Here is a 16,081-nt window from a genome sequence, read left to right on the forward strand (position 1 = left end):
TTTTGAGCGGCTTTAACCCCTTAAATTCTCCCTTAAGCGCAAGCTCTTCAATTAGCTTGAAAGAAGCCTATTGTTTAGAAAAATTATCTCTTCAAAAAGGGTTTAAAATCAATTACAAGATGAGTGAAGATAGCTTAAACCTTTTAGAAAAAAGCGATTTGTGCGTTTTGTTTGGGGGGTTTTCAAACGCTTGTTTGAATGAAAATGAACGATTGATTTTAGGAAGCATCAACCAATTAAAACTCCCCTACGCCTTGTTAAGACCCTTACAAGATACAAGAGACTTGCAAGAAAATTGCCTTTTTGCATCGTATGAAATCCACACGGAAGCGGCGATTTTGGCTTTGATTTTAAGGGGTATTTTGGAAAAAACTTCCCAATTAAAAGGGCATGTTTTAGAAAAGGTTGATGTGGGGTATTTAAGCTCTGAAGCAAACATGAGCGAAGAAGAATTACAAGAACTTATCGCTCTTATCATTAAAACGAAAAAAAGGGTGCTTGTTTTAAATAGAGAAATCACTAAGCATGCGGATAGCGCTTTTTTATACACCCTTTTAAGCGAGTTGCAAAATTACCTAGAAATTTTACACATCCCTTGCAACGATTCAAGCGCAACGGCCGCTTTTTATGATTCTAAAGATCAAGAATGGTTGCTAGAAATAGCCTTTAAAGAAGGCATTTTGCCTTTTGAATCACAACTCCAATCAAAAGATTTAGAGCTTTTAGAGCGAATGGGTGAGGCTAACGGCTCGTTTGTCTATGTTTCTTACAAGAGCCTTGAAACCCCTAAATTATCTTTTTCCAAGCAATTTAAGATTGCTAATAAGATTAAGCATTCTAAAGCGGGGTTTCAAATCTCAAATCAAACGCTAGAATGCGAGTTAGAAGAAAGCCCCCATTTGAAGGGCTTGATTGCGATTTTAGAAGGGGCGTTTTTTGACGCTTACCCTTATATCCCTATTTTATCCCACTCTCAAGGAATTTCATGATCACAATGAATATCAATGGCAAAATGATTGAATGCCAAGAGGGACAAAGCGTTTTAGAGGCCGCTAGGAGCGCTGGGATCTACATCCCTACCATTTGCTATTTAAGCGGTTGCTCGCCCACGGTCGCATGCAAAATGTGCATGGTTGAAATGGATGGCAAACGCATTTATAGTTGCAACACGAAAGCCAAAAACAACGCCACCATTCTCACTAACACCCCAACGCTCATGGATGAAAGAAAAAGCATCATGCAAACTTATGATGTCAACCACCCCCTAGAGTGTGGCGTGTGCGATAAGAGCGGGGAGTGCGAATTGCAAGACATGACGCATTTAACCGGCGTGGAGCACCAACCCTATGCGGTGGCTGATGATTTTAAAGCGCTAGATTCATGGGCAAAAGCCTTGTATGACCCTAATTTATGCATCATGTGCGAAAGGTGCGTAACCACTTGCAAGGACAATGTGGGCGAAAACAACCTCAAAGCCACTAAAGCCGATTTGCATGCTCCGGATAAATTTAAAGACAGCATGTCCAAAGACGCTTTTAGCGTGTGGAGTCGTAAGCAAAAAGGCATTATTTCTTTTGTGGGCAGCGTGCCTTGCTATGATTGCGGGGAATGCATTGCGGTATGCCCTGTGGGCGCTTTGAGCTATAAAGATTTCGCTTACACGGCTAACGCATGGGAACTCAAAAAGATCCATTCCACTTGTTCGCACTGCTCGGCTGGGTGTTTGATTTCTTATGATGTGCGCCATTTTGATACTCTAGGCGAAGAATCTAAGATTTTTAGGGTGCTTAATGATTTTTACCATAACCCTATTTGTGGGGCAGGCCGTTTCGCTTTTGACGTGAGCTCTAGCCCTAAAGGCAGCACTAATCTTAAAGAAGCGCAAAACGCTCTCAAAGAATGCGAAGCGGTGCGAATAGGTGGGGATATTACGAATGAAGAGGCGTTTTTAATAGAGCGTTTGAGGAAAGAGCTTGGTTTTAAAATCTACAATCAAGAAGCGTATCATTTCCAGCAATTCTTAAAAGTATTGGGCGAAGTTAAACGCCCCAGCATTGAAGAGATTAAAACTTCCAATTTGGTCGTTACGATAGGATCTTCTATTAAAACAGAAAACCCTTTGGTGCGCTATGCTATTAATAACGCTCTCAAACTCAATAAAGCTTCTTTGATCGCTATGCACCCTATTAAGGATAACGCGCTAGCGAATTTGTGCCGAAGCTCTTTTTGCATCACCCATGAAGTGGGGGCTGAAGAAATCCTTTTAGGCATGCTTTTAAAAATGCTTAACATTGAAAGCGCGGCTCTAAAAAGCTTAGAAGATTCCAAGCAAAGCATTGTGGATGAAGCGGCGCTTAAAGCTTTAGAAGAAGAGCGGAAAAAAGCTTTAGAACAAGCCGAGCAAGGGTGCAGTCTTGAAGAAAGTAAAGCAGAAAATCAAGAAGAGGATAAAACAGAAGCAGCTGCCCCAAAAGAAGAAGATCAAGAAGAAAACAAGACAGAGGTTAAAGAAGAAAAAATTGAAGTCCCTACCAAAACCACTTATTTGTTGCTTGAAGAGGCGGGCATCAATTTAGAAACTTATGAAAAAATTCTCGCTCTTTTGCAAAAATCAAATAACACCCTACTAGTGGTTGGCGAAGAAATTTATAGCCATAAACAAGCCCATAACATCGCTAAAATGTTGCGTTTGTTAGCCCAAAAAAGCGCTGTTAAACTCATTCTTATCCCTCCAAGCGCGAACGCTTTAGGCATCGCTTCTATTTGCGAATTGAGCGAAGAAATTTTTGAACATGAAAAAATTGTAGGCATTCGCGCTCAAGGGGATTTCACTATCAATAGCGACGATAGGGTTTTTGGGAAAGACGCTGTCAGCAAAGTGGATTTTATTTTGCCCAGTCTCAACCAGATAGAAGGCACGATCACTAATGTTGAAGGGCATGTGTTGCCCTTAAAACCGGCTTTGAGGTTTGAGGGCTATGACTTGAGCGATATTATGCAAGGCTTTGGTTTTGTGGAAGAAAATCTCACAGAATGCACCCACAAACTCCCTACAGAAGCAGGCTTTAAAGCCATAGAATTTGATTATCTAACCAACTATTTCACTAACGACAGAGTCAATCACAGAGGCTATTTATTAGGAACAAGCCATTTTGAAAAAAGCGCTAAAGAATGCGAAACCATAGAATGCGAGCCTATCAAGCCTTTAAAAGAAAAAATCGTTTTCAACGCGTATTTAAAATACCCAGAAACGCAATTCAATAACGCTACCCATAAAAGCGAGAATTTGCAATTAAAGACTGGTATTTATGTGTCTAAAGCTTTCTTAAAAAAATTGGATAAAGAAGTGGGGCAAAACATCACTTTAACTAAAGAAGAAGAGGAATTAACAGGCGTTTTGTATCTTGATGAAAGCTTGGATCAGGAAGTGTTTGTCATCTCGCCTTCTCTTTTGAAAAACCATTCTAGCTTTTTTAGAGAGGGTGTGTTTGATAGCGTGGATTTAAAGGAGCAAGCATGAGCGCTTATATCATTGAAACCCTGATTAAAATTTTGATTTTAATCGCTGTATTTTCGGCTTTAGGAGGCTTTGCCACTTATATTGAAAGGAAAGTGTTAGCCTATTTCCAACGCCGTTTAGGGCCTTGCTATGTGGGGCCTTTTGGGCTTTTGCAAGTCGCAGCAGACGGCATTAAGCTTTTCACCAAAGAAGACATTATCCCCCAAGGCGCAAATAAATTCATTTTCACGCTAGCGCCCATTATTGCGATGGTAAGTGCGTTTGTGTCCATGGCACCCATCCCTTTTTTCCCTAATTTCACTCTGTTTGGCTATGAGATCAAGCCCCTTATTTCTGACATCAACATTGGCTTTTTGTTTTTCTTAGCCGTGGGTTCGGCAGGGATTTATGCGCCTATTTTAGCCGGGCTTGCCTCTAATAACAAATACTCCTTAATTGGCTCTGCAAGAGCGACAATCCAACTGCTCAGCTTTGAAGTGGTCAGCACTTTAACCATTCTAGCCCCCTTAATGGTGGTAGGATCGCTCTCTTTAGTGGAAATCAATCATTACCAAAGTGGCGGGTTTTTAGACTGGCTTGTGTTTAAGCAGCCTCTAGCGTTTGTTTTGTTTTTGATCGCAAGCTACGCTGAATTGAATCGAACCCCCTTTGATTTGTTAGAGCATGAAGCCGAGATCGTGGCAGGGTATTGCACCGAATACAGCGGCTTGAAATGGGGCATGTTCTTTTTAGCGGAATACGCGCATTTATTCGCTTTTTCTTTTGTGATTTCTATTGTGTTTTTTGGCGGGTTTAACGCATGGGGCTTTATCCCTGGAGGTTTAGCGATTTTGATTAAAGCGGGCTTTTTTGTCTTTTTATCCATGTGGGTTAGAGCGACTTATCCGCATGTGCGCCCAGACCAACTGATGGATATGTGCTGGAAAATCATGCTGCCTTTAGCGTTATTGAACATTGTGCTAACGGGCATTATCATTTTAATTTAAAGGAGGTTTTATGGCCAAACAAGAATACAAGCAACTTCCTAAACGAGCCGAAGTCCATAGCACGACCGAGCAGTTTAAAGACACCGTTAAAACGAGCTTGGGTTTGGATCTATTCAAAGGGTTAGGGCTTACGATCAAGGAATTTTTTAGCCCAAGCGTAACCATCCATTACCCTATGGAGCAACTCCCCTTAAGCCCTCGTTATCGCGCGGTGCATAATCTGCAACGGCTTTTAGACTCAGGCTCTGAAAGGTGTATTGGTTGTGGGCTGTGCGAAAAGATTTGTACGAGCAATTGCATAAGGATCATCACGCATAAGGGCGAAGACAACCGCAAAAAGATCGATTCTTACACGATCAATTTGGGGCGTTGCATTTATTGCGGGTTGTGCGCGGAAGTTTGCCCAGAATTAGCGATCGTTATGGGGAATCGGTTTGAAAACGCCAGCACCCAACGCTCCCAATACGGCTCTAAAAGCGAGTTTCTAACGAGCGAACAAGACGCTAAAAACTGCTCGCATGCCGAATTTTTAGGCTTTGGTGCGGTAAGCCCTAATTATAACGAACGCATGCAAGCCACCCCTTTAGATTATGTTCAAGAGCCTTCAAAAGAAGAATCAAAAGAAGAGACTCCAACAAACCCAGAAAGCCATAAGGGGGATGAAAATGTTTGAAACCATTGCCTTTTATTTCTTTGCGATCCTTACTTTGAGCATGGCGTTAGTGGTGATCACCACCACGAATATCCTCTATGCCATTACCGCTCTCGCTAGCAGCATGGTTTTTATCTCTGCTTTTTTCTTTTTACTAGACGCTGAGTTTTTGGGCGTGGTGCAAATCACGGTGTATGTGGGCGCGGTCATTGTGATGTATGCGTTTGGCATGATGTTTTTCAACTCCGCTGCAGAAGTCATTGAACGCAAGCAAAGCCCTAAAATCTTGTGCATTCTTTCATTTGGCGTGGCGCTGTTACTCACCTTGATTTTAAGCGCTCCTAGCATTGGCGAAAACCTTTCTAATCAAGTCAATTCCAACGCTATTGATGCGCAAATCCCCAACATTAAAGCGATTGGTTATGTGCTTTTTACCAATTACCTCATCCCTTTTGAAGCGGCGGCTTTAATGCTTTTAGTCGCTATGGTTGGAGGCATCGCTACAGGGATTCAAAAAATCCATGGGAAAAATCACACGCAATTTATAAAGGAATCTCTATGATAGGGTTAAACCACTATTTGATTGTTTCAGGGTTGCTCTTTTGCATTGGTTTAGCGGGCATGCTGAAACGCAAAAACATTCTGTTACTCTTTTTTTCTACAGAGATCATGCTCAATGCGATCAATATCGGTTTTGTAGCGATCTCTAAATACACGCACAATTTAGACGGGCAGATGTTCGCGCTCTTTATTATCGCTATTGCCGCTAGTGAGGTGGCTATTGGTTTGGGCTTGGTGATTTTGTGGTTTAAGAAATACAAGAGCTTAGACATTGATTCTTTAAACGCTATGAAGGGTTGAGCATGCAGTATTCTTCTTTGCTGTCAGTGGTGTTGTTCTTGCCTTTAATCGGTGCGGTTTATGCGGGGCTGTTTGGGGCTAAAGCTAAGGCGTTGCATGTGGGCGTTTTCAATTCTTTGTGCGTGCTGGTTTCTTTCATTGGTGCGGTGGTTCTTTTCATTCAAGCATGGCATCATCAAAGCTATGAAAAATATTTGTTTGATTGGATCGTGGTAGGGAATTTTAAAGTCGGCTTTTCCCTCATGCTGGACAATATCAATGCGGTCATGATTGTCGTGGTCACTTTAGTTTCTTTTTTAGTGCATGTGTATTCTATAGGCTATATGGAGCATGATGCAGGGTTTAACCGCTATTTTTCCTACCTCAGCGGCTTTGTGTTTTCCATGCTGGTGTTGGTGTTGAGCGATAATTTTTTAGGGCTTTTCATTGGTTGGGAAGGGGTGGGGCTATGCTCTTACTTGCTCATTGGCTTTTGGTATCATAAAACAAGCGCAAACAACGCTTCTATTGAAGCCTTTGTGATGAACCGAATCACGGATTTAGGCATGCTCATGGGGATTATTTTGATCTTTTGGAATTTTGGCACTCTTCAGTATAAAGAAATCTTTAGCATGCTCAATAACGCCGATTATTCCATGCTCTTTTACATTAGCGTGTTTCTTTTCATTGGCGCTATGGGCAAGAGCGCTCAATTCCCTATGCACACATGGTTAGCCAACGCTATGGAGGGGCCAACCCCTGTGTCCGCTCTCATCCATGCAGCGACGATGGTAACCGCTGGGGTGTATCTGATCATTAGAGCCAATCCCTTGTATAGCGCGGTGTTTGAAGTGGGCTATTTCATCGCATGTTTAGGAGCGTTTGTGGCTCTTTTTGGAGCGAGCATGGCTTTAGTCAATAAAGATTTAAAACGCATTGTGGCTTATTCCACGCTTTCTCAATTAGGCTATATGTTTGTAGCGGCCGGTCTTGGGGCTTATGCGATCGCACTTTTCCACCTCTTCACGCATGCGTTTTTCAAATCCCTCCTTTTCTTAGGATCAGGGAATGTCATGCATGCGATGGAAGACAATCTGGATATTACTAAAATGGGCGCTTTATACAAGCCTATGAAAATCACAGCGATCTTTATGATTATAGGATCAGTGGCTTTGTGTGGGATTTACCCTTTCGCAGGATACTTTTCCAAAGACAAAATTTTAGAAGTGGCTTTTGGGATGCACCACCACATTTTATGGTTTGTTCTTCTAATTGGGGCGATCTTTACCGCTTTTTATAGCTTCAGGCTCATCATGCTGGTGTTTTTTGCACCCAAACAGCACGAAATCAACCACCCCCATGAGGCCAAAAATTTCATGCTTTTAAGCATGCTGCCGTTAGGGATTTTGGCGGTCATTGCCGGGTTTTTTGAAGAGCCGTTTTTTCATTTCATCTCTCAAGTGATCCCTAGCGTTGGAGAGTATCCAGTCCCACTCGCTCTTTTAATCAGTATCACCACCATAGTGGTGTTGTTGAGTATCGCCTATGCCATATTTAAATATAAAAATGGTATCACTTCCAAAAAAGAGGGGGGCTTTTTATACAAGCTCTTGCTCAACCAATACTATATCCCGCAGCTCTATCAAGGGATTGCAAAAGTTTTTAGCGCCATCGCTTCATTCTTGCACCAAGTCGTGGAATTAAAAATCATTGATGCGATAGTGGATACTATAGGAAGAAGCGTTTTTGTTATAGGGCGTGTGTTTAGGATCAGTCAAGATGGGAATTTAACCTCCATGCTGCGCTTCATGGTGGCCGGGGTTTTAATCTTATTAGCGTTTGTAGCTTTTTTTGGGAGATAAGAAATGCAGTTTTTACATGCGCATCTTTTAAGTGTGGTGATCTTTTTCCCCATGCTGAGCGCGCTATTAGCGTTCTTTATGAGCGATCAAGCGAGCAGGGCGTATGCGATTGTCATCGCTTTGATTGAATTGTTATTAATCTTGTTGTTGTGGCATGGGTTTGATATTCAAACAGCAGGCATGCAGTTTGAAGAAATGAAGGAATTAGTCTATCAAATTGGCGTGAATTACCATGTGGGCGTTGATGGCATCGCGCTCTTTTTGTTGCTCTTAAACGCTATCGTGGTGTTATTGTCCGTGATTTATGTCAAAGAGCGTCGTAAAGACTTTGCGATTTGTCTGTTGTTGTTAGAGGGGATTTTGATGGGCGTGTTTTCTTCTCTTAATGTGATCTTTTTCTACGCTTTTTGGGAAATCTCGCTCTTGCCGGTTTTATACCTCATCGGTCGTTTTGGCCGTAATAACAAAATCTATTCCGGCATGAAGTTTTTCCTCTACACCTTTTTAGCGTCGTTGTGCATGCTTTTAGGCATTTTATACATTGGGTATGACTACGCTAGCAATTACGGCATGATGAGTTTTGATATTTTAGACTGGTATCAATTGAACTTTTCTAGCGAGATTAAAACCTGGCTCTTTGTGGCTTTCTTAATAGGGATTGCGGTTAAAATCCCGCTCTTTCCCTTACACACATGGTTGCCTTATGCGTATTCTAACGCCCCTACTTTAGGCTCTGTCATGCTTTCGGCCTTGCTTTCTAAAATGGGGACTTACGCCTTATTACGCTTCTTGCTCCCACTTTTTCCTGATCTTTCAGAAATCTATCTAACCCCCATAGCCATTGTGGCGCTGTGCATGATCATTTATGGAGGCTTTTTAGCTTACGCTCAAAAAGATTTAAAAACCCTCATCGCTTATAGCTCGTTCTCGCACATGGGAGTCGTGGTGCTTGGGGTTTTTTCTTTCAATGTTGAGGGGGTTTCAGGGGCGGTGTTTATGATGTTTGCGCATGGTATTATCGTCATGGGATTATTTTTGCTCGCTGGTATCTTGGAAGAACATGCCAGCAGTTTAGAAATCGCTCGCTTTGGATCGATCGCTAAAAGCGCTCCTGTTTTTGCAGCCTTTTTTATGATCGTTTTAATGGCGAATGTGGGCATGCCTTTAAGCATTGGTTTTGTGGGAGAGTTTTTAAGCTTGTTAGGGTTTTTTGCCACTTACCCTCTTTTGGCTATCATTGCCGGGACAAGCATCATTCTATCAGCGGTTTACATGCTCACTTCATATAAAGATGTCTTCTTTGGTAATTTGAAAGCCGGGAACAACCAAATCAGCGTGTTTGAAGATTTAAACGCTCGTGAGGTAGGGGTTTTAAGCGTGATTTTAGCTTTGATTTTGATTTTAGGGATTTATCCTAAAATCCTTTTAAAACCGATTGAGCAAGGCTCTAAGCAGCTTTTAGAGGTGATAGAAATCCGCTCGCTCCCTTTTTTAGGTTCATTGGACACTAAGATAAAAGAGGTCTCTTATGTTAATAGATAGTCTCCACATCTCTTTTGATAGCTTTAATTTTGAGAGCATTTTGCCCATGCTGGTGTTGGTGTGTGGGGGGATTTTCACGCTCTTAATCAACGCTTTCACTTCCAGGTTTTCACGCAATTTGAATGTGTTTTTATGCATGCTCTTTTTGGTTTTGGATTTTTTGGTGGTTTTAGGATTAGAAGAGCAAGAAAACGCCTTTTTTGGGTTTTTGAGCTTGGATACTCTCTCATTAGTCTCTCAAAGCATTGTCTTGATTTCAGCCTTTTTGCTCATTTTCTTAGCCCTTTCAAAAGAACGCTTCAACGAATTTCAAACCGCTGAATTTTATTCCTTATACTTGTTTATTGTTGCTGGCTTTCAGTTTATGGTTTCAAGCAACCATTTATTGTTAATCCTTATTGGGTTAGAGACAGCGTCCTTACCCCTTTGCGTGTTAATGGCGTTGAGCGATAAACGCTACGGCTTGGAGGCAGGGATCAAGTATTTCACCATGGGGGCGATGGCGAGCGCGTTTTTTGCTATGGGGGCGATGGCTTTTTACCTGCTTACAGGGAGCTTGAATCTTGAAATCATTAGCCTATACTTGCACACTGAAGGCATCACAAACCCCATGCTCTTTGCGATGGGCGCTATCTTTTTGATTGGAGCGATTGGCTTTAAAGTCTCTTTAGTGCCTTTCCATACATGGATGCCTGATGTGTATGAGGGCAATAACCCAGTCTTTGCGAGCTATATTTCCATTGTGCCTAAAATCGCTGGCTTTGTGGTAGCAACTCGCCTTTTTGGGGCGTTTATAGACACTCATACCGCTTGGGTAGAAGACATTTTTTATGTTTTGATCCTTATGACTATCACCATTCCTAATTTCATTGCTTTATGGCAAGAAGATGTCAAAAGGATGCTCGCTTATAGTTCCATTTCGCATTCTGGGTTCGCTTTAGCGTGCGTGTTTATCCACACTGAAGATAGCCAACAAGCGATGTTTGTTTATTGGTTCATGTTCGCATTCACTTACATTGGGGCTTTTGGTCTTTTATGGCTCTTAAAAAGCCGGGAAAAAACATGGGATGAACGCTACGATCACCCCTATTCTAAATTCAACGGCCTTATCAAAACCCACCCCTTAGTGGCGATCTTGGGCGCTATTTTTGTTTTTGGGCTTGCAGGGATCCCGCCTTTTAGCGTGTTTTGGGGGAAATTTTTAGCCGTTGAAAGCGCGTTAGAGAGCAATCATACTCTTTTAGCGGTGGTGATGTTAGTTAATAGCGCGGTGGCTGCGTTTTATTATTTCCGTTGGCTCGTGGCGATGTTTTTCAATAAGCCCTTACAAAGCTACGCTCAAAACGATATTTACACCCAAAACGCCACCATGCCCATTTATGCGGTCATTATTGCCATGGCGTTAGCGTGCTTGTTCTCTGTGTTTATGATGCGAGGGCTTTTAGAGTTTGTGGCTTAAGTCAAAAATCTTTCTTTTAATGGGCGTGAGTTTGCTCTCCCATTCACTCAACGCTTTAAGCCTCACGCTCACGCAAGGCAAAGAAGGGGGGGAAGATTTTTCGGTTTTAACCTTACGACACAACAAAGCCTTTTCTTGTTTTTATACCAATGAAAAACCGCCGAGCGGGATTGAAGCGTCTTTATCTATCATGCATGCTAAACGCCCCATAGAATGCGTGATAGATTCCATTCCTAAAGAGGGCTTTACCCCTTTAGAAAACGCTTTTTTCAATATCACCTATTCCATGCGCCAGCAACAATTCATTTTACACATCAAACCCAAAGTGATGCGAAGGCTCACCCTTTTTTCTTTTGATAGGGATTATAAAAAAGCGATTCCCCTTTTTGTGGAAAACGACGCTAAAGCTAAAATGTGGCAAATCATAGGCTATGATCAAAAAATCCCTTTTTTGAGCGAAAAAGACAACGCTCAAAAAGGCTTGAATTTCCCCATTATCATTAAAGACGCTCAAACCCCTATCATTCAAGAGCTAGATGTGAATAACAAACCCCTACTCACCACAAAGGGCTATGATTTAAACGCCTATTTAGAGGCTAAAAAACAAATGGATTCGCAAGCCTATTTTGACGCTTTACGAACGATTAGTCGCGTGTTTAAAAACTACCCTCAAACGATGTTTAAAAAAGATTTGTATTTATTAGAAATTATCGCATTAGGCCAATTAGGCATTAAAAAATCCTTACTCATAGATATTGGCACCAAGTGGATTAAAAATTACCCGACTGACCCCAATATCCCTGAAGCGCTATACTATGTCGCCAAAGCTTTAGATGAAAACAACAATTACAAACAGGCCATGCGCTATTACAAACGCATTCTTTTAGAATACAAAAATTCCCGCTACGCTCCTTTAGCCCAAATGCGTTTAGCCATTGAAGCGGCTGAAGGCTCTGATTTGAGCAACGCTAACATGCTTTTTAAAGAAGCTTTTTCTAACGCCAAAGACAAAGAGAGCGCGAGCGAAATCGCGCTTAATTGGGCTGAAGCAGAGATAAACTATCAAAACTTTAATAACGCTAAGTATCTCATTGATAAAGTGGTTCAATCCAACCCAGATTATATTTCTACGCATAGCGAATCAGCCCTAGAATTGCTCAAGTTATTGAAAAAAAACCAAATGAATGAAAGCGCGATTGAGATCGCTCACTTGCTCCTCAATCAAGACGATGATGCGAAAGCTAAAGAGCAAGCGCTCTATGATTTAGGGGCGTTGTATGCAAGGATCAAGGACTTTAAAAACGCCCACCTTTACAATCTGCAATATTTGCAAGACCATGCGGAATTGGAGCGGGCTTCTGTCGTTAGAGCGCGCGATGAAAAAGCCCTTTTTTCCATGGAAGGGAACACGCAAGAAAAAATCGCCCACTACGATAAAATCATTCAAAATTTCCCTAATTCTAATGAAGCCCTAAAAGCTTTAGAATTGAAAGCCCAACTCTTATTTGACAATAAACGCTATGCTGAAGTTTTAGGCATGCAAAAAAATTTACCTAAAGATTCTCCCTTGATCCAAAAAACGCTCAATATCCTTGCTAAAACCCCATTAGAGGATCATCGTTGTGAAGAAGCTTTAAAATACTTATCCCAAATCACAGCCTTTGAATTTAACCCCCAAGAAGAAATCCAAGCCTTTGATTGCTTGTATTTCGCATCGCTCAAAGAAAAAGCACAAGTTATTGCCCTAAACGCTTTAAAAACGGCTAAAACCCCTAGCGAGAAATTAATATGGCTTTATCGTCTGGGGCGCAATTACTACCGCTTAGGGGATTTTAAAAATTCCACTCTGGCTTCTAAAGACGCCTTGATCCTCGCTCAAAGCTTAAACAAAAAAGAATTTTATGATATTGCTTTTGTTTTATTTTCAGATTACATGCAAAACAATGAAAAAGGATTGGCCCTCAATTTGTATGCGTTTTTAGAAAAGCATTTCAAAGACGATAAACGCATGGCGTTAGTTTATTTTAAATTACTAGAGAATGAAAAAGATCCTAAAAGCGTCAAAATTTATGCCACAAGCTTACTCAAACTCCAAGACGCTTACAAGGACTATTCTTACACGCCCTTTAGCGAATTTGCCCTCATTGACGCTTACAGAACCACCAAAGACTATTCAAAAGCGTTAGAAACGCTAGACAAGCTTTTAAACCGCAGGCTTTCTTTAGAAGATCACCAAAAAGCCTTGTATTTACAATCAAGCCTACTGGATTTAACCAATCAAAAAGCAAAATCTAAATCCAGTTTAGAAAAATGCGTTCAGTTAAAACAAAAAGATCAAACAAACGCATGGCAAAATTTATGCGAACAGGGTTTAAATTTATTCAAAAACAAGGAGTCATGAATGGACATTAGCATTTTTAGAGAATACGATATTAGGGGTATTTACCCCACCACTTTAGATGAAAATACGGCTTTTAGTATCGGCGTGGAGTTGGGGAAAATCATGCGAGAATACGATAAAAGCGTGTTTGTAGGGCATGACGCAAGGGTGCATGGGCGCTTTTTGTTTGAAGCTTTGAGCGCGGGGCTGCAATCAAGCGGCTTGAAAGTGTATGATTTAGGGCTAATCCCCACACCGGTAGCGTATTTTGCGGCCTTTAATGAAATCAATGGCATTAAATGCCCTAATTCCATCATGATCACTGGCTCTCACAACCCCAAAGAATACAACGGCTTTAAAATCACGCTCAATCAAAACCCGTTTTATGGCAAGGACATTCAGGCTTTAAAAGACACGCTTTTAAGCGCAAAGCATGAAATAAAACCCCTAAAAGAAACGCCAGAGAAAGCCAATGCCCTAGAAGCGTATCACCGCTACTTGATCAAGGATTTTAAGCATTTGAAAAACCTTAAATACAAAATCGCCCTGGATTTTGGTAATGGCGTAGGAGCGTTAGGATTAGAGCCGATTTTAAAGGCTTTAAGCATTGATTTTAGCAGCCTTTATAGCGATCCTGATGGGAATTTCCCTAACCACCACCCAGACCCCAGCGAAGCGAAAAACTTAAAAGATTTAGAAAAACACATGCGAGAAAACGCTATTTTAATAGGCTTTGCTTTTGATGGCGATGCGGATAGGATTGCGATGCTAAGTTCTCATCATGTTTATGCGGGCGATGAATTAGCGATTTTATTCGCTAAACGCTTGCATGCTCAAGGCATCACCCCTTTTGTGATCGGCGAAGTCAAATGCTCTCAAGTGATGTATAACGCAATCAATACTTTTGGTAAGACGCTCATGTATAAAACCGGGCATAGCAATTTAAAAATCAAACTCAAAGAAACCAACGCGCATTTTGCGGCTGAAATGAGCGGGCATATCTTTTTTAAGGAGCGCTATTTTGGCTATGATGACGCTCTTTACGCATGTTTAAGGGCTTTGGAGTTATTGCTTGAACAAAGTCCAAGCGACTTGGAAAACACCATTAAAAACCTCCCCTATTCCTACACCACGCCTGAAGAAAAAATCGCCGTGAGCGAAGAAGAAAAATTTGAAATCATTCACAACTTACAAGAAGCGCTTAAAAACCCGCCAAGCCATTTCCCTAAAATCAAAGAAATCATCAGCATTGATGGCGTGAGAGTGGTTTTTGAACATGGCTTTGGGCTTATTCGCGCAAGCAACACCACCCCCTTTTTAGTCAGCCGCTTTGAAGGCAAGGATGAAACAACGGCGTTAGAGTATAAAAGGGCGTTGCTTGGGTTATTAGAGAAGTAGTAGAATTCTCTTTTTGCATAGCCATTGCACAAAACAACAAAAATTCATGATGTTAGAGTCATTAACTAAAATTAGTTATATTTGTGGAATCAGTAGTTACATGATAACCACATAAAGGGAGCAGAGCCATGAAAGCATTAGACGCAACAAAAATTTTGATCAATTTAAGTTTAGATAATCAAAAACCTATAACTAACCTAAAATTGCAAAATATGCTATATATTGCTCAGGCAGAAAGCGATTCTAAACTCATTAAAGAATATTTTCAAACTTGGGATTATGGGCCTGTTATTCCTGATGTTTATCGTAATTTTTGTATCAATGGATCAACCCCAATCACTAAAAGAGAGGAAATACCGAATAATATAGACAGAGAAAAAGAAAAAGAACTTGCTAAAATCTACAATCAGTATAAGGATGCAGATGCTTGGAATATGGTTAGAGCAACCCATCAAAAAGAAAGTGCATGGTCTAAGCATCATGTGAAAGGTATGAGAAAAGTTATAAAAAGGGATGATATTAAAGCAGATAAAGAATTATTACAAGAAGCATTACTTCCTAAGAATAGACCATGAAAGATAGCTTAGAAAAATTTCTCCGTGCTATTGGGGGGCTAATAGAAGATAATGCTAACATAAAAGAAATATTAGGGCAGATCGCAGAACACTACAAAAATTCTACAGAATTAGAGCTAGATTTTGAAGATATAGTGGTTAAAATAGACACAGGAATGAGTGCACTAGGTTATGCGAAAAAAGTCCCTTTTGTTGTAGCTTTAATTGAAAACTCTAAGGCTTTTTTAGAATCCCAAGGAGAATATATTAGTGAGAATGAAAAACGAATTTTAAGAAGAGTTATTAGACTTTCTAGAATCGAAGATAGTAGTATAAGAATCCAGTATCTTGATAAAGAAGCAATAGATGTTGGAAAGAAATGGAGCTTCAAATCGACAGAATGAAAAGCCAAGATGAAGCCATAAAAAACCTTAAAGAAGAAATTAATAGCATAACAAACCAAACCAGCACCATAAAAGGGCAAATTGACAACACAAAAAGAGATTTTGTTGCTATTCTTGGGATCTTTGCTGCTATCTTTATGGCGTTTGAGTGGGCTTAAAATTAATTTGGCTATTTTTGATAAGAAAGGGCTAGATGGTTTAATTGCCTTATGCTTATTCATGTTTGCATCGTTTTTCACTCTCATTTTATTACACTCTCTCTATCGTTTTGTAAAAGATATTGCAAACAGCAATCAAAATTTCAATAAAACTAACTCAAAAGAATATACGGTCTCCATTATTTTGCTTATCGTAATTTTTATTACAGTGGCAGTGGTTGTGGGTGCAAAGACTTATAAGAATTAAACCCTCTCATAAGAATTTTTGATACACCAACACCACCGATTTAGGTGTAGAGCTAAGGCTAAAAAAACTATCTGTGGCT

General features: G+C 40.6%; 14 protein-coding genes and 1 pseudogene. 14 read left to right on the forward strand and 1 reads right to left on the reverse strand.

The genetic code is table 11. The features are described from left to right. Positions 1-2 precede the first annotated feature (2 nt). From EWZ81_RS00335 to EWZ81_RS00400, 14 genes are all read left to right on the forward strand, one after another. On the forward strand, positions 3-989 hold the full coding sequence (locus EWZ81_RS00335) for a hypothetical protein (RefSeq protein WP_165548534.1): 987 nt from the start codon (positions 3-5) through the stop codon (positions 987-989). Further along, on the forward strand, positions 986-3,520 hold the full coding sequence (locus EWZ81_RS00340) for an NADH-quinone oxidoreductase subunit G (RefSeq protein ID WP_165548536.1): 2,535 nt from the start codon (positions 986-988) through the stop codon (positions 3,518-3,520). Before EWZ81_RS00335 ends, EWZ81_RS00340 begins: the two co-directional genes overlap by 4 nt. Beyond that, positions 3,517-4,506 (forward strand): NADH-quinone oxidoreductase subunit NuoH, encoded by a 990-nt coding sequence (gene nuoH / locus EWZ81_RS00345; RefSeq protein ID WP_001277281.1) that lies wholly within the window; start codon positions 3,517-3,519, stop codon positions 4,504-4,506. The genes EWZ81_RS00340 and nuoH overlap by 4 nt, the downstream gene beginning before the upstream one ends. 10 nt (positions 4,507-4,516) lie before the next feature. Continuing rightward, a complete protein-coding gene (gene nuoI, locus EWZ81_RS00350) occupies positions 4,517-5,179 on the forward strand; it encodes an NADH-quinone oxidoreductase subunit NuoI (RefSeq protein WP_001118563.1) in 663 nt (220 codons plus the stop codon). After that, positions 5,172-5,720: an NADH-quinone oxidoreductase subunit J gene (locus EWZ81_RS00355; RefSeq protein ID WP_000464177.1), complete on the forward strand. Its 549-nt coding sequence runs from the start codon at positions 5,172-5,174 to the stop codon at positions 5,718-5,720. The genes nuoI and EWZ81_RS00355 overlap by 8 nt, the downstream gene beginning before the upstream one ends. Beyond that, positions 5,717-6,019, forward strand: a complete 303-nt coding sequence (gene nuoK, locus EWZ81_RS00360; RefSeq protein WP_000579759.1) for an NADH-quinone oxidoreductase subunit NuoK — start codon at positions 5,717-5,719, stop codon at positions 6,017-6,019. The genes EWZ81_RS00355 and nuoK overlap by 4 nt, the downstream gene beginning before the upstream one ends. Before the next feature lie 2 nt (positions 6,020-6,021). Beyond that, the gene (gene nuoL / locus EWZ81_RS00365; protein WP_165548538.1) at positions 6,022-7,860 is read left to right on the forward strand and encodes an NADH-quinone oxidoreductase subunit L; all 1,839 of its coding nucleotides are present in this window, start codon (positions 6,022-6,024) and stop codon (positions 7,858-7,860) included. Between the two features lie 3 nt (positions 7,861-7,863). Further along, a complete protein-coding gene (locus EWZ81_RS00370) occupies positions 7,864-9,402 on the forward strand; it encodes an NADH-quinone oxidoreductase subunit M (protein ID WP_165548540.1) in 1,539 nt (512 codons plus the stop codon). Continuing rightward, entirely contained in the window at positions 9,389-10,861 is a 1,473-nt protein-coding gene (gene nuoN, locus EWZ81_RS00375) for an NADH-quinone oxidoreductase subunit NuoN (RefSeq protein WP_165548542.1), read from the forward strand. The genes EWZ81_RS00370 and nuoN overlap by 14 nt, the downstream gene beginning before the upstream one ends. Next, complete coding sequence (locus EWZ81_RS00380; protein ID WP_165548545.1) at positions 10,851-13,262, forward strand: DUF7494 domain-containing protein; 2,412 nt, start codon at positions 10,851-10,853, stop codon at positions 13,260-13,262. Before nuoN ends, EWZ81_RS00380 begins: the two co-directional genes overlap by 11 nt. Next, on the forward strand, positions 13,263-14,639 hold the full coding sequence (locus EWZ81_RS00385) for a phosphomannomutase/phosphoglucomutase (RefSeq protein WP_165548547.1): 1,377 nt from the start codon (positions 13,263-13,265) through the stop codon (positions 14,637-14,639). 128 nt (positions 14,640-14,767) lie between these two features. Then, the gene (locus tag EWZ81_RS00390; protein WP_165548549.1) at positions 14,768-15,214 is read left to right on the forward strand and encodes a Panacea domain-containing protein; all 447 of its coding nucleotides are present in this window, start codon (positions 14,768-14,770) and stop codon (positions 15,212-15,214) included. Continuing rightward, positions 15,211-15,597: a hypothetical protein gene (locus tag EWZ81_RS08365; protein ID WP_240146721.1), complete on the forward strand. Its 387-nt coding sequence runs from the start codon at positions 15,211-15,213 to the stop codon at positions 15,595-15,597. Before EWZ81_RS00390 ends, EWZ81_RS08365 begins: the two co-directional genes overlap by 4 nt. 81 nt (positions 15,598-15,678) lie before the next feature. Then, positions 15,679-16,002 carry a hypothetical protein gene (locus EWZ81_RS00400; protein ID WP_240146722.1) on the forward strand — a complete coding sequence of 108 codons (324 nt, stop codon included), beginning with the start codon at positions 15,679-15,681 and terminating at the stop codon, positions 16,000-16,002. 6 nt (positions 16,003-16,008) lie between these two features. Here the strand turns inward: EWZ81_RS00400 and EWZ81_RS08650 are convergent. Then, positions 16,009-16,081, reverse strand: a pseudogene (locus EWZ81_RS08650) (thiamine pyrophosphokinase); the annotation flags it as partial.

The organism is Helicobacter pylori (assembly GCF_011140715.1).
Taxonomy (GTDB): domain Bacteria; phylum Campylobacterota; class Campylobacteria; order Campylobacterales; family Helicobacteraceae; genus Helicobacter; species Helicobacter pylori_DA.

Coding starts and splice junctions, on each gene's coding strand:
- EWZ81_RS00340 (WP_165548536.1), top strand. CDS start 986: ATGATCACAATGAATATCAATGGCAAAATGATTGAATGCCAAGAGGGA.
- EWZ81_RS00370 (WP_165548540.1), top strand. CDS start 7,864: ATGCAGTTTTTACATGCGCATCTTTTAAGTGTGGTGATCTTTTTCCCC.
- EWZ81_RS00385 (WP_165548547.1), top strand. CDS start 13,263: ATGGACATTAGCATTTTTAGAGAATACGATATTAGGGGTATTTACCCC.
- nuoL (WP_165548538.1), top strand. CDS start 6,022: ATGCAGTATTCTTCTTTGCTGTCAGTGGTGTTGTTCTTGCCTTTAATC.
- nuoN (WP_165548542.1), top strand. CDS start 9,389: ATGTTAATAGATAGTCTCCACATCTCTTTTGATAGCTTTAATTTTGAG.
- nuoH (WP_001277281.1), top strand. CDS start 3,517: ATGAGCGCTTATATCATTGAAACCCTGATTAAAATTTTGATTTTAATC.
- nuoK (WP_000579759.1), top strand. CDS start 5,717: ATGATAGGGTTAAACCACTATTTGATTGTTTCAGGGTTGCTCTTTTGC.
- nuoI (WP_001118563.1), top strand. CDS start 4,517: ATGGCCAAACAAGAATACAAGCAACTTCCTAAACGAGCCGAAGTCCAT.
- EWZ81_RS00390 (WP_165548549.1), top strand. CDS start 14,768: ATGAAAGCATTAGACGCAACAAAAATTTTGATCAATTTAAGTTTAGAT.
- EWZ81_RS00355 (WP_000464177.1), top strand. CDS start 5,172: ATGTTTGAAACCATTGCCTTTTATTTCTTTGCGATCCTTACTTTGAGC.
- EWZ81_RS08365 (WP_240146721.1), top strand. CDS start 15,211: ATGAAAGATAGCTTAGAAAAATTTCTCCGTGCTATTGGGGGGCTAATA.